Origin of the sequence: Enterovibrio sp. FF113 (assembly GCF_041439165.1) — a bacterium.
GTDB classification, from domain to species: domain Bacteria; phylum Pseudomonadota; class Gammaproteobacteria; order Enterobacterales; family Vibrionaceae; genus Enterovibrio; species Enterovibrio norvegicus_A.
Genome location: NZ_JBGONO010000009.1, coordinates 73482 through 87524, shown reverse-complemented (window position 1 = coordinate 87524; position 14043 = coordinate 73482). Strand labels below are relative to the sequence as shown.

Sequence of the window (14043 nt, the reverse complement as noted above, 5' to 3'; positions counted from 1 at the left end):
TGCTGTTTCTTAATACGCATTAAAGAAGAAAGGAGCCGCTCGGCTCCTCTCTTCTTATTTGTTTAATGTTTTTGGTGTTTAGTTTATCCGCCTAATCCGGGAAACAACGCTCTCATCCCGTTGGCAATAAACTCAATGCCCAATGCGCCAAGAATCAAACCCATAATACGCGTGATCACGTTGATGCCTGTTTGCCCCAGAAACTTCACGATGGCAGGCGCTAATCTGAATAAACCCCAGATGCCGGCTGTAAAGACACAAATGGTGACAATCAAACCGATGGTATCGACTGAGTTCGGGTAGCGACTTGAATACACGATGGTAGAACTTATTGCACCAGGGCCAGCAAGAAGAGGCATTGCTAACGGTACGACGCCGATCTGTTCACGACTGATCGACTCAGACTGTTCTTGCTTGTTCTGCTTATCTTCGCCCAACTTACCATTCATCATGGTGAAGGCAATGCTAACAAGTAGCATACCGCCGGCGACTCGAAACGAATCTAGCGAAATGCTAAACACATCCAAAAGCAGCTGCCCAGCGAGCAATGCCACAACCAGAATAGCAGCGACAGCAATGCTGGCGGTGTATGCCGTTTTGTTGCGCTCGGCCGGATCTAAGTGAGCGGTTAATGAAACAAAGATAGGCATGATGCCAAGTGGGTTTACCGCAGCAAACAACCCAATGAAAAACTGAAAAAATATTACAAGCTCAATGCTATTCATTTCCAATCACTCGGTCGGTGAAAAATGGACATATGGTATTGATCGCAAAAAAGCAATCGCGGGCGCTAGTATAGCGACGAAATGTTAAATGCCAATCAGTAGATAACATGACAATGCATAGAGAAGAGTGGAAAGGCCTAGATGCTGCAAAAATAGGCGCTTCAACCCTGAGTGCTCTAAATGTAATCGAGAGTTTTTGGCTGGAAAGTATGGCAGACACATATGACCAATTTAACATATGTGATATGTGTCACATTAGAGTGTGTTGTAATTTTTTTAAAACAAAAAGTCGTTGTGCAAGTGTGTGAGACACGGGGCGTATGTGTTACATTCTCGTAGTTTTAATGTGGTTTTAAGCTTTCAAAACGTGGATTGTAGAGCCTTTTGATTGAAAATTGAGCAGGTGGTGAAAAACTTTATGAAAGTTTATTACACATGATCCGGATCAACTTTCTGCTTCTCTGAAAATCTATAATCAGTTTTGAAAGTTATTTACTAAATGCTAGCCAAGGCTCACGGGTAATGTGAGTTGTTTAGGCCTCTAATCAAATGAGCATGTAGTTACTAAATGATTTTTAAACTTTAGGTATGTAGGAGACAACTATGCCTGTAACTAACGTAGCCGAACTCAATGCAATGGTTGAGCGTGTAAAGAACGCACAGAAAGAGTTCGCCACTTTCTCGCAAGAGCAAGTCGACAAAATTTTCCGCGCGGCCTCTTTGGCGGCGAACAATGCCCGTATCCCATTAGCCCAACAGGCTGTTGCAGAATCTGGCATGGGTATTGTCGAAGACAAAGTTATTAAAAACCACTTTGCTTCTGAATTTATCTACAACAAATACAAAGATGAAAAAACCTGCGGCATCTTGGAAGAGAACGACGAGTTCGGTACTTTCACTATCGCTGAGCCAGTAGGCATCATCTGCGGTATCGTCCCTACGACCAACCCAACTTCAACGGCTATCTTCAAATCTCTCATCTCTTTGAAGACCCGTAACGGTATTATCTTCTCGCCACACCCACGTGCTAAAAACTCAACGAATGATGCTGCGAAGCTGGTTCTTGATGCTGCTGTTGCTGCTGGCGCGCCAAAAGACATCATCGGCTGGATCGATGAGCCATCAGTTGAATTGTCAAACCTTCTAATGAAGCACGACGACATCAACCTTATCCTTGCAACTGGCGGCCCAGGCATGGTTAAAGCGGCTTACTCTTCTGGTAAACCAGCCATCGGTGTAGGTGCGGGTAACGTTCCTGTTGTTATCGATGAAACAGCTGACATTAAGCGTGCAGTTGCCTCTATCCTGATGTCTAAAACGTTTGATAACGGCGTAGTATGTGCGTCTGAGCAAGCAGCAATCGTTGTGGATTCTGTTTACGAAGAAGTAAAAGAGCGTTTCGCTTCTCACAAAGCACACGTATTGAACAAAGACGACGCAGCGAAAGTGCGTAAAGTTCTGTTGATTGACGGCGCACTAAACGCGAAAATCGTTGGTCAGCCAGCCGTTAAGATTGCTGAAATGGCAGGTGTTACTGTGCCAGCAGACACCAAAGTACTTATCGGTGAAGGCCTAGGTAAAGTGTCTTATGACGATGAGTTCGCTCACGAGAAACTGTCTCCAACACTGGGTCTGTTCCGCGCTGACGATTTCGAAGACGCTGTTGCTCAAGCAGTGACCATGGTAGAAATCGGCGGTATCGGCCACACTTCTGGTCTGTACACTAACCAAGACGTCAACCAAGATCGCATCCGTTACTTCGGTGACAAGATGAAAACTGCACGTATTCTTATCAACATCCCAACCACTCACGGTGGTATCGGTGACCTGTACAACTTCAATGTTGCACCATCACTGACCTTGGGTTGTGGTTCTTGGGGCGGTAACTCGATTTCTGAGAACGTTGGTCCTAAGCACCTTATCAACAAGAAGACTGTAGCGAAGCGAGCTGAGAATATGCTGTGGCACAAACTACCTAAATCAATCTACTTCCGTCGTGGTAGCCTGCCAATCGCTCTTGGCGATTTGGAAGGTAAGAAACGCGCAATGATCGTGACTGACCGCTTCCTGTTTAACAACGGTTACTCTGACGAAATCGTTGCGTTGCTGAAAGCACAAGGCATGGAAGTTCAGACGTTCTTCGAAGTTGAAGCTGACCCAACACTGTCTGTTGTAGAGAAAGGTGCTGCAGCAATGCAGAGCTTCCAACCTGACGTCATCATCGCACTTGGCGGCGGTTCACCGATGGACGCAGCGAAAATCATGTGGGTAATGTACGAGCACCCAGAAACGCATTTCGAAGAACTAGCAATGCGCTTTATGGACATCCGTAAACGTATCTACAAGTTCCCTAAAATGGGTAAAAAAGCAGAATTGGTATGTATCACTACCACTTCAGGTACCGGTTCAGAAGTCACACCATTTGCGGTTGTAACTGACGACAAGACTGGCGCGAAATACCCACTGGCTGATTACGAGTTGACGCCACAAATGGCAATCGTAGATGCGAACTTGGTGATGAACATGCCTAAGTCGCTAACCGCATTCGGTGGTTACGATGCAGTGACTCACGCACTAGAAGCTTACGTATCTGTTCTTGCGAACGAATACTCTGATGGCCAAGCGCTTCAAGCTCTGAAGATGCTGAAAGAATACCTGCCATCTAGCTACGCGAACGGCGCAACTGACCCAATCGCACGTGAGAAAGTGCACAATGCAGCGACTATCGCAGGTATCGCGTTTGCTAACGCATTCCTAGGTGTTTGTCACTCAATGGCGCACAAAATCGGTGCTGAGTTCCACCTGCCACACGGCTTGGCGAACGCACTACTGATTTCTAACGTGGTTCGTTACAACGCAAACGACAACCCAACGAAGCAAACTGCATTCTCTCAGTACGACCGCCCACAAGCACGTCGTCGCTACGCAGAAGTTGCTGAGCACCTGGGTCTGGCACAGCCAGGCGACCGTACTGCTCAGAAAATTGAGCGTCTGCTAACGTGGCTGGAAGAACTGAAAGTTGACTTGGACATTCCATTGTCTATCCAAGCGGCTGGTGTGTCTGAAGCTGATTTCCACGCGAAGCTTGACGGCCTAGCAGTAGAAGCGTTCGATGACCAATGTACTGGTGCGAACCCACGTTACCCGCTTATCACTGAGCTGAAAGAAGTGCTGGTTTCTTCTTACTACGGCACAGCCTTTGTTGAAGGTGAAACTTTCGAAGGTACAACGGTTATCAAGAAGAAAGAAGACCGTGATGTAGCTGCTAAGCCTGCTGCAAAAGCAAAAAAAGAATCAGCAAAAGCGTAATCCGCTGACCTGATAGAAAAAGCCCGCTTTCGCGGGCTTTTTTATTGGCAGTGGTAAATACCCTTTGAAGCGAATAAGCCCTGACAATGGGCATCGCCAATTGTCGGAATTTAGGTCATTTCAAGGAAAAGGGTACAGAAGCGGCTACGGCAAAGTTCACCAACCGATTAACTTGCAGCTTCTAATATACGGCCGGTGAAACTGTCGTTTTCAACGATGTATGCGGCACCATCAATCATGTCGTAGTTAACCGCAGGGTGATAATGGACTTTGCCATTCTCATAATGACGTTTGCGGGGAAGTACCCCACCTACACGAATATTGGCATGTTCTAATTCTTGCGCCCAGCTACGGGTTAAACCACGAATAACAGCATTTGAACTATCAAGGCTTTGGTCGCGCCCCATCTCAGCTTGCAAGCCGGGAATATTCACGATGACACCTTTGCGGCCTCGATCGAGCATATTGAATGCAGCGCCGCGTCCGAAAAGATAAAGATTAGAAGCAACATCAGCGATGGTTTGGTCAACGGTATCATTGCTTGCCAACAGGCTAGGCAAACAACTCGCTTGCCAATAATTAATCAGTACGTCTACCGCACCCATTTCGCGATTTATTTCCTCAAACAGGAAGGAAATGTTCTCAACGCTTCGACTTGCGAGAGAGAATGAGTAGCAAATGCCGCCCGACCTCATGCACGAATCATAAGTTGTTTGCAGCTTTTGACGCTCGGTATCGACCAAAGCAACACGTGCGTTCAGCTTGCAGAAATATTCAGCCATTGCACGTCCAGTTGGGGTGCCTGCTGCAGTAATCACAATGACGGATTTTGCGATATCCATTGTCTGACCTTTCTCAATTTGTTCCGACTTATTACATTGTTATACGGCATTAACTAACAACTTATACCCAGCTTTTCAACGGGTGGATAACAATCTTGGACCATGATTTGAGAAAGCGATGTGAAATTGTTCAAAAATGTGTGTGCAAACTGTGTGCAAAGTGATTTTTTTAGTAAGTGATCACAGTTATGTTTTTTTGGGTGGAAGAAGTTGAAGTATTAAATTAGCTATGTTAGTGGGAAGCTATCTGTCCTTAATAATCAAGGGATTAAGCTTGGATGTTAAGCTCTTGATAGCGCTTGGCCGTCACTAATTGATGGTATAGATTTACCGGATCAAGTGCGGTAGTTGTAGGATTTTCAGCCGCAAGCTGTCTTCTCTGATGTCCTGAGAGATTATGATAAACATCTTCGCCCAAATTGTGCGTTCCAATGGCAGGAAAATGTAATGCTGACGGTGCGACACAGTGATTTAATCTTGCGCTGGCGATACCGGCTTTGTGGAATGCATCGGCTTGCGTTCCGCACAACTCATAATCTTTTTCTTCTGCAATCAGGCGCGTAGGCTCAGGCAAATTCAGCGCTTGACGAAGATCGGCCTCGGTTGCTTTTTCAGGGTATGGAGGGTTGAGAGGGGTTGTTTCTGTTGCGTCAGTAGAAAGTAGTGCAAGCATTAAAGCAAAATCCGAACGACGGCCCTGTGTAACAGCATGACTTAGGTGATCACCTAGCTGTACATCAGTAATAAGTTGGGCTTTGTCGAGCGCGTGGATTTGCATAATTCTCAGCAGTTCTTCTGGGTACCTCCTGTTTATCGACGTCAAAGCCAAAACCTTTAACGACTTTTTGCTTTTTTTTCTGTGTGTTAGACGTTTTTCCTATGTAATAGAAAAAGATAAAGCCCGCCGAGGCGAGCTTTACGTGTCAAATGGTTAGGGCGAGTATGGACTAAGCGTTTAGCGCTTGCTCCAAGTCAGCAATAATATCGTCAATGTGCTCAATACCTACAGACAGTCGAATCATCTCTGGCGAGACGCCCGCCTGTGCTTGCTCTTCTGCACTCAATTGACGATGCGTGGTAGAGGCTGGGTGGCATGCCAATGATTTTGCATCACCAATGTTAACCAATCGTTTAAACAAGCCCAGCGCGTCATAGAAACTCACACCTGCGTCATAACCTTCTTTCAACCCAAAAGAAAGAATCGCTGATGGCTTCCCATCCATGTATTTTTTCGCAAGATCATAAAACGCAGAATCAGGTAGACCCGCATAGCTGACCCAGCTCACTTTCTCGTGTCCTTTCAGATATTCAGCGACTTTAAGGGCGTTCTCAACATGGCGTTCCATGCGAAGAGACAAGGTTTCTAGTCCTTGCATCAACATAAAGGCATTCATCGGAGACAAAGCAGCGCCAGTATTGCGAAGTGGAACGGTCCGTGCGCGGCCAATAAAAGCTGCGTCGCCAAAGGCTTCGGTGTAAACCACGCCGTGATAAGAAGGCTCTGGTTGGTTAAACACAGGGAAGCGCGCTTTGTGCTGTGCCCAAGGGAATTTACCTGAATCGACAATAACACCACCAAGCGTTGTACCGTGACCGCCCACATATTTTGTCAATGAGTGAACAACGATGTCCGCACCGTGCTCAATCGGTTTGCAAAGCACAGGTGTTGCGACTGTGTTGTCGACGATGACAGGCACACCTTGTGCATGAGCCAGTTCAGCGATTTTGGCTAAATCGACAATGTTGCCTGCAGGGTTACCAATGCTCTCGCAATAAACGGCTTTTGTTTTTTCATCAATCAATGCCGCGAGGCTTTCTGGTTTGTCGTCTTTTGCAAATCGGACTTCAATACCTTGCTTTGGCAGCATGTGTGCGAACAGGGTATAAGTGCCACCGTACAGCTGTGGGGTAGACACAATGTTATCACCGATTTCCGCCAGTGTTTGGATGGCATAGTTGATGGCAGCGCTACCGGCACTGACCACCAGACCCGCTATACCGCCTTCCAAAGCTGCCATGCGTTGCTCAAGCACATCATTGGTTGGGTTCATAATGCGGGTATAGATATTTCCCGGCACGGCAAGGTTGAACAGATCAGCACCATGTTGAGCGCTGTCAAATTCATAGGCAACGGTTTGATAGATAGGCGTTGCGACAGATTTGGTGGTTGGGTCCGTTTGGTAGCCAGCGTGAATGGAGAGCGTTTCGTCTTTCATGTTTCATCCTTGTGCACATTTCAACCGAAAGGCTCACTATCGCATAAAGCACAGGGGTGTAAATTGCTACTGTTCAAGGATCTTGTATTTGATAAGCCTTAGCGCAGACGAATACTAATCTGGTGCATGTAAATACGATAAATGATTGCAAGTACAACACAGACCATGGCGGGAGCCGCAAAGGAATAAGCGCCTAAAATAGGGAAGATAAGCGCGCTGATTGTACCGCCTAAAATAAACCCGATCGCGATGACTAAAAACAACACTAGCTTACGCCGATTGAGTGGTTGTCCGCGCAGCAGTGCGCCAAACATTAAGCCCAAGTCCGTGATAATCCCGGTGATGTGTGTCGTGCGAACAATCGCGCCGCTGTAGCTTGTCACTAAGCCATTTTGAATACCACAAGCCGCTGCCGCGAGATACAAACCATACACAGCATTGTGTTGCATTGGATAGATGGCACCAAGCAATAAACCAGCTTCGACGATAAGCAGAATGTCGTAACGACGCCCTAGTGACAGGGTGCCATCTTTCAAAATGAAACCAGATAAGAGTGCGCCACCGAAAAAACCGGCAAGAATGCTCGACAAATGGAAGAGCTGGGCAGGATGGCTATTGATCATGTCGGTGCCGATCAGCGTAGCAGTGCCAGACAGGTGAGAGATAGCCTGGTGCTCAAAACCGAGCAAGCCAATGCCATTCACGCAACCTGCGGTGAGGGCCAGAATAAAAGCCCCGTACTCAACCCATTTGGGCAGCTTGGATATCACGCGTAAACCTTTAATGAAATGCTGGCGATAAAGAAGTGCTCGGCATGATGCCGAATAGATGAGGGATTTTACATCAAACCGCGAAAAAGCTCGCGGTTTAGATCAAAGGGACAAATCGAACGTGGTCAAGCGCGATCCGATAGGCATCGAAAGATGCTGGCCAACCAAGCGTTAGTTGATTGGAATAATCGTGATATCACCGTATAGCGTGCACTGACAGGCAAGGCGGCGTTTATCACCGTCCATGTCCAGTGTATCAAGCAGGTCGATCTCATCTTCATTCTTTGGGCTTAGGTTGTTCATACCAGCCGTCACATCAATGGCGCACGTCCCGCATGCCGCCGAACGACAGCCAAACGGCACTTCGCTTTTTCCTGTGTCTTCCAAATCGATCAATGAACTGCCATTGGCAAGTTCAACAGTATTTCCTGTATGACCGAAAGTGACTTTTGGCATGGCGACATTCCTTTTCTATTGATTTAAAAACGCCTTTCTAGAAAGGGTAGTCGCAAGCCACAAATTTTTCATTTGGTCATGCACAAGTATTGCAGCCTAAGTGTAATTACAGGGTAGAAAGTATATTTTCAACATGGAATATTGCCAACACAGACTCCTTGAGCATCCCAACTGTTATCCCATGCTTTGCAGCTTTGAGTGTAAATTATGGTAACAGGAGATTGTGCATGGTGTGCGGCAATAACTGCTGAAATAGTCCCTTCATATATCGGTGACAAACTATCAACAGCAAATCGTCCGGTAGTATTACAACCACCGCTAACATTAGATGTTATTTGAAAGATGATGATTTTTTTGCCGTCATTTGTGTAGGGGATATAGCCCGTGATTTGACCACTCTGTCGCTCGGCAATAGCTGTGGACGAAAATAACAGTAAAAGAAAAAACGACACTTTTTTGTTCATTGAGAAACCTTATTCAACCAAACCAACATAGGTTGGAGCAGGTGTACTTCCATAAATTGGAAGAGACTCGCAGCTATATGCGGATGTTGGGTAGTACGTCAAAATCGGCTTACCTGTAGATTTTGCTGCGAGAAGGATACTTAGCATGCCTCTACAAGCTTCAGGGCTTACATCTTTCCACCTGTTTTCAAGATTACAAAAAACCGTGTAGTCACCTCTATACGAGGTTCGGACATTGACGTCGCCATTACTATATTGAAGTAGCACTTCTATTTGGCCGCTACAGTTGATTGCTGCATAAGAATTCGCACTAAAAGCCGAGATGGTAGTTAGTAACAAAAAATATTTAATCATGGAGAACCTCATTGTTTTGATAGCCATATTCTGTCAATTTTCAAATATCCAGAATGTTCGCCACGCATTTGTATTGTAACTGGTTGGTTTGAAGCTTGAGCCGCTAGAGCTGTGGAATAGAAAAGGTTGGCAAATTCAGGGTTATCATTAATGTATATTGCAGCAGCTTCACCAAAAGAGACGTTAAAGCCAACTGACGATGCGGAATTGATATGTAATGGGGTGTCAAAATATAAAAGTATTATGTTTCCAGAGTTCACATAAATGCTTTTTACCATCCCGTGATATTGACAGTAATTGTGAGGCGTTGAATGACAAATTGGTGTCGCAGCTCTTATTGGTGTTGATGTTGCTATAGCTAAAAATAGCAAGGACATAAATAAAAGTATTCTTCGTGGCATGTTTCTACCTATTGGGATATTTTGAATTCAACAATTTGGCACATACGCCCAGCATATGTATCAACCCCCAGCGTTACTAAAGTCACAGTCTTATTGGAAACGTATGCCGCCAATAATGCGGACATCATTCCTTTGCTTCCAGGATCAGCTTCATTGATAAAAGACCACGCAGGGTTTTTGGGGCCATTATGGCAGTGCCAAGCTTCGGGGTTATCTGATATAACGCGAAAATGAAAATTGGCCGGGTGGGCCATGTAGACTTCTTTTATCTTAAATGGTCCGGGGTTTTCGGTTGCATGAGCACTGAAGCAAAAAACAAGGAGAAAAATGATATACTTCATTGTGGTTTCTCTAGGTGTCGTTGATATAGTGAAAGGAGATGGAAAATGCGGTGATTACTGCGGTCTCTATTTTATCCATACGTTAATGAATTCACATTCCGATAAACCATGACCAGTAGCTTTAGGGATAGAACTGGTTTTTGAATAATAAAATCCAACGAAGCTGTTTGACGCCTTAGCGGTTAAAAGAAGAGATAATATATCTTTATCTTCTTTAGAAAACATAATTCTAGGCATGTGGTTAAGGTCATGCCTGCAATCATTTTCATTTTGAAGCAGGTTTTCTAACTCAACAAAATTCCCTTTGTTTGAATTGAAAGTGCTTACTGCAATCCATCCTACTTTGTTATCATATGATATTTCTGATTTCGCATAGAAAGAGAGTAATGCTAAAAATATAAACAAGAAATAATGTACTTTCATGATTTTAATTCACCATAATTAAATTATTGTTTGTCTGCATGTGTTGTATTGATCTTATTTTTCCAACCTAACAGCATCAATCTTACCTAACTTGCTCGAGGTTCCGGCCCACAATTGGTCTTCATACACTTGAAAGCGAACAGATATATTCGCACTGTAAGCAGAGAGCAAGAAAGAGGTTAGTGTCTTATAACTCGGTTGAGCAGGAGAAAGCCATACGCCAGCCGCACATTGTGGCAAACCTGTTGGGAAGAAGACCGCTATATCTGCACCTTCAACGCCGTGTATTGAACCACAATCATCATAAGCATAGATTTTCGTTATTATTCCTGTTGCTGTTGTTTTAATTGATGCTTGTGCTGAAATAGGCACTAATAATAAGAGTGTGGATAAAGTGATTTTTTTAATGCCTTTATATTTATCATGGTATTAAACCCATTGCTAATCTTGTATATAAATCGATGTTATAACAGGTGTTGACCACGCTTCCCAGCAGTGTGTGGATTGGATGGTGATCTTTTTGCTGCTTGCCTTTGCCATTAGCAGGGCAGAGTACATTTCGGCTGCGATTGGATTTTTGTGCTCACCACCGAGCAATAATACGGGAGTCTGGTGTTCACATTGAGCATTAAGTGGAACGCCGTAAATATACAGCCTGGGAGTATCAGTTGATATTACATGTAGTGCATTTCCACTAAGGGATGCTTCAACAGAGTAGACGGTTCCATAACTGGAGCTGGTAAATAATAGTAAAGCGAGTGCTGTTATTCTCATGTCTAACCTTTTAATGACTTTTGGTTTAAGACTTATCCAATTGAATGTGAAGTAACAATGGGAACCCTGAATCGTCGCAACCTCCTGTGTAGTAATTCACTTTTTTATCAGTTGTGAATGCTGATAAAATTAAGGAGTAAATTTCACTCGATAATTTATTGTCTTTTCTTAGTGCGATTAACCAATTTTCAGAACAAGCTGAGGGGTTTATCATGGTCCCAAATGAAAAATATATTGTACCTACACCGTTGTTATTTGAGTGAGGGTATATTTTTCGTATATCAGTAGGCCCGCTCCACTTGGCCGCATTAGCAATGCTGGAGAAAAATAGTGTTATTATAAGTGGCAAAATTTTAATGTGGTTCATTTTTCACATGCCTATTTTTATAAGATTGATTTGGCTAAGGTTATTACTTCTATTTTTGAACTCGAATAGCAGTAATTATGGGGTAGTCATTAGAGGCACAGTCATAGTTTAACCTAACCTTGAATCCGGAAGAAAATGCTGCGAGTAGTAGGGAAAATTGCTGGTTATCAATTTTCGATAATTTATATAGTGATTTTTCTGAACCAGTACATAAATGATCTTCACTTAAATAGATGTCATTTTCCGTTGCCCAAGAGTTCATCTGGATTATGGTGCTGTACGTGTTGTTTCTAAGTGCCATCACTGGATGTGACATAACTAATGACAGCCCAACAAGAGTAAGTTTGATTATCAATTTTTTTCTCATTATTTGTCCTTGCTAGTCTTTAATCTGTTATCAAGTGAGTCGAGAAGGTAGTAGCAATATGGATTTGTGAAGATTGTATTCAAACAACGAAGTAATACCTGATGAAAAGCGTTAGCCGTTCTGATGGCGGACATCGACTGGGCAGGCAGACAACTCAGGGACAACAAACGCGGTTATATTGTCAACACGATACCGCCAATTATTTCCCGAATCGGCTTTGATTCTGTCGACTGGCTCAATGCCTGCACAAAAGCGGAGCAGGGCAGGTCAGTGGGCAGTCATCACGCAATTAAAGCAGCACTTCCTCTCCTAAACCGAAAGCGAGTGTCGGGATTTAGACTGCCCGACGGCTAAATTCTCTTTCCTAGCCCAAACCCCTTCAACCAACAGGCAATCGCCTGTTTTTGTGCTGTCTGAAACGCACTGATTTTGTGTGATTTAATGCGAAATTTGGTTACTTAGCTGTTTTGAGTGATTTTCTGATAAATCTATCGTTATAACAATGGCTTGCTGATAGAAGAGTTACTGACTTTCTCTTAGGGTGTCTGTCCCTGAGGTATCCCCTCAAAAATAAGACAAAAAGCAAATGAATTCATTTTGTTAGAAACATTCATGGTGCTTTGTGATCACAGATTTATCACCACAACAAATCTGTTTTTCACCCTTAACAGGAATAGCGCCATGAATGTAAATAACATCGTATCGCTTTTTCTCTCTTCAATCCTTGGCTCAATGCATAAAACTCGAGCAAATGCCTTTCGAGCCTGCGTCGAGAGCATTTTATCGGGGCATTCACTCTCTGTAACTTCAATGGGGCGAGGCATATCAACGCAAGCTTATGAAAAACATGCCATTAAACGGGCAGATAGGCTGTGCTCCAATGACCATCTGTTCAATGCGAAAATTATTCAATATAAACATATTGTTACCCTGCTTTCCTCTCACCTTAATGAGCCAGTTATTATGTTGATTGGTCTGATTTGAATAAGCAAAAAACGCTATTTTTACTTCGAGCATCGCTCTCTTTTGAGGGGCGCTCCCTGACTCTTTACGAAGAAGTTCATCCAATAGAAACCAAGGAAACGGCAGCCACACATAGCGCATTTTTGGCAACACTCAAGCTGCTATTGCCGCCTTTTAGTCACCCCATAATTGTTACCGATGCTGGATTTAAGCGCCCTTGGTTTAAAGCAGTCAGAGGTCAAGGTTGGCACTTTATGGGTCGAGTACGCGGACGTGTTTGTCTCAGCAATAATGGCGAGAAAGGGTTGCTATGCAAAACGCTCTTTCCACAGGCAACATCTACCGCCAAGTTAATGAAAAACTGGTACATGGGTAACGTAAATCCCTATAAAATCAACATGGTATTGTATAAGGCAAAACCTGTAGGGCGAATAGCCAAAACGGCAAAAGGTCAGCGACAACAGTCTAACTACAGCCGAAAAAATGCGCGCAGAGCTCATGACCCATGGATACTCGTCACTTCTTTACCCGCTCGTAGAGGCCTAGCAAAACGAGCCGTTGGCATTTACGAGAAAAGAATGCAAATTGAAGAAGCTTTTAGAGATTGCAAATCAAAACGCTTTGGCTTGGGAATGACGTTACATGGCACTAAACAGCAACAGAGAATGAGTATCTTGGTGCTGATTGGCACCATTGTGCACACGATCTTGATAACGTTAGGTTTACTCGCCGAACAACAAGGCATTCAGCGTCGTTTCCAAGCAAATTCCATCAAGGATCGGCGAGTATTGAGCTACATGAACCTAGGTTTACGCCTCTATAAAAAGTCGTCTTGGCGATTCTCTGTAGATGTTTGGCGAGACACACTTATATTACTATTAGATAAATTATCGTTAGCTCAAAAGGTTACTGCTTAACTTTGTGGGGATCCCTCAGTGCTGTCCCCGTTGTCTTCGAATTATTTGATCAACAACGCCGTTATTAAGTGCTAATCTTCTCAATTACTCTATGGTGTCTATTATTTCTTGTAGTCTTTGAGGGTCTACTAATGCACCGAACTCGAGTCTTTTTCCTTCATATTCATTTAAGTGCTCGTGGTAAGAGAATATAGAAAGGATGTGAAATTTTCTTGCTAAATTTTCCGCCAATCGATCAGCATCATTAGCGCTACTCACATCTGCAAAAGGACAGCTTTCTTCATCAAGCTCTATTACTATTTTTCTTTTTGTTACGTTGTCAATCATTGTCCTCACTATCCTTTATTTCTTTTT

At 43.9% G+C, this 14043-nt stretch carries 14 protein-coding genes; 3 read left to right on the top strand and 11 right to left on the bottom strand.

Features of this window, described 5'->3' with window-relative positions:
• Positions 1–83 precede the first annotated feature (83 nt).
• On the bottom strand, positions 84–725 hold the full coding sequence (locus ACED36_RS09045) for a YchE family NAAT transporter (RefSeq protein WP_016961166.1): 642 nt from the start codon (positions 723–725) through the stop codon (positions 84–86).
• Between the two features lie 603 nt (positions 726–1328).
• On the opposite strand from ACED36_RS09045, the gene adhE reads away from it, so the two are divergent.
• Positions 1329–4034 carry a bifunctional acetaldehyde-CoA/alcohol dehydrogenase gene (adhE, locus tag ACED36_RS09040; protein WP_016961167.1) on the top strand — a complete coding sequence of 902 codons (2706 nt, stop codon included), beginning with the start codon at positions 1329–1331 and terminating at the stop codon, positions 4032–4034.
• Between the two features lie 167 nt (positions 4035–4201).
• Here the strand turns inward: adhE and ACED36_RS09035 are convergent, their stop codons facing one another.
• From ACED36_RS09035 to ACED36_RS08995, 9 genes are all read right to left on the bottom strand, one after another.
• Entirely contained in the window at positions 4202–4876 is a 675-nt protein-coding gene (locus ACED36_RS09035; RefSeq protein WP_016961168.1) for an SDR family NAD(P)-dependent oxidoreductase, read from the bottom strand.
• A gap of 268 nt (positions 4877–5144) precedes the next feature.
• Positions 5145–5654 carry a VC2046/SO_2500 family protein gene (locus tag ACED36_RS09030; protein WP_016961169.1) on the bottom strand — a complete coding sequence of 170 codons (510 nt, stop codon included), beginning with the start codon at positions 5652–5654 and terminating at the stop codon, positions 5145–5147.
• Between the two features lie 169 nt (positions 5655–5823).
• Positions 5824–7092, bottom strand: coding sequence for an O-acetylhomoserine aminocarboxypropyltransferase/cysteine synthase family protein (locus ACED36_RS09025; RefSeq protein ID WP_016961170.1), 1269 nt, complete (start codon positions 7090–7092; stop codon positions 5824–5826).
• Positions 7093–7190: 98 nt separating this feature from the next.
• Positions 7191–7862, bottom strand: coding sequence for a YoaK family protein (locus tag ACED36_RS09020; RefSeq protein WP_016961171.1), 672 nt, complete (start codon positions 7860–7862; stop codon positions 7191–7193).
• Positions 7863–8033: 171 nt separating this feature from the next.
• A complete protein-coding gene (locus ACED36_RS09015) occupies positions 8034–8318 on the bottom strand; it encodes a 2Fe-2S iron-sulfur cluster-binding protein (RefSeq protein ID WP_016961172.1) in 285 nt (94 codons plus the stop codon).
• 128 nt (positions 8319–8446) lie between these two features.
• A complete protein-coding gene (locus ACED36_RS09010) occupies positions 8447–8782 on the bottom strand; it encodes a hypothetical protein (RefSeq protein WP_016961173.1) in 336 nt (111 codons plus the stop codon).
• Between the two features lie 362 nt (positions 8783–9144).
• Positions 9145–9537 (bottom strand): hypothetical protein, encoded by a 393-nt coding sequence (locus ACED36_RS09005; RefSeq protein WP_083252369.1) that lies wholly within the window; start codon positions 9535–9537, stop codon positions 9145–9147.
• An 8-nt stretch (positions 9538–9545) separates the two neighbouring features.
• A complete protein-coding gene (locus ACED36_RS09000; protein ID WP_016961174.1) occupies positions 9546–9878 on the bottom strand; it encodes a hypothetical protein in 333 nt (110 codons plus the stop codon).
• Between the two features lie 66 nt (positions 9879–9944).
• Positions 9945–10301 carry a hypothetical protein gene (locus tag ACED36_RS08995; RefSeq protein WP_371733146.1) on the bottom strand — a complete coding sequence of 119 codons (357 nt, stop codon included), beginning with the start codon at positions 10299–10301 and terminating at the stop codon, positions 9945–9947.
• A gap of 2189 nt (positions 10302–12490) precedes the next feature.
• Between ACED36_RS08995 and ACED36_RS08990 the strand changes: the two genes are divergently transcribed.
• Together ACED36_RS08990 and ACED36_RS08985 are read left to right on the top strand one after the other, a co-directional pair.
• Positions 12491–12793, top strand: a complete 303-nt coding sequence (locus ACED36_RS08990; RefSeq protein WP_139124445.1) for a hypothetical protein — start codon at positions 12491–12493, stop codon at positions 12791–12793.
• A complete protein-coding gene (locus ACED36_RS08985; RefSeq protein WP_139128080.1) occupies positions 12790–13689 on the top strand; it encodes an IS4 family transposase in 900 nt (299 codons plus the stop codon). Before ACED36_RS08990 ends, ACED36_RS08985 begins: the two co-directional genes overlap by 4 nt.
• An 84-nt stretch (positions 13690–13773) precedes the next feature.
• Here the strand turns inward: ACED36_RS08985 and ACED36_RS08980 are convergent, their stop codons facing one another.
• A complete protein-coding gene (locus ACED36_RS08980; protein WP_016961180.1) occupies positions 13774–14016 on the bottom strand; it encodes a hypothetical protein in 243 nt (80 codons plus the stop codon).
• Positions 14017–14043: the final 27 nt, after the last annotated feature.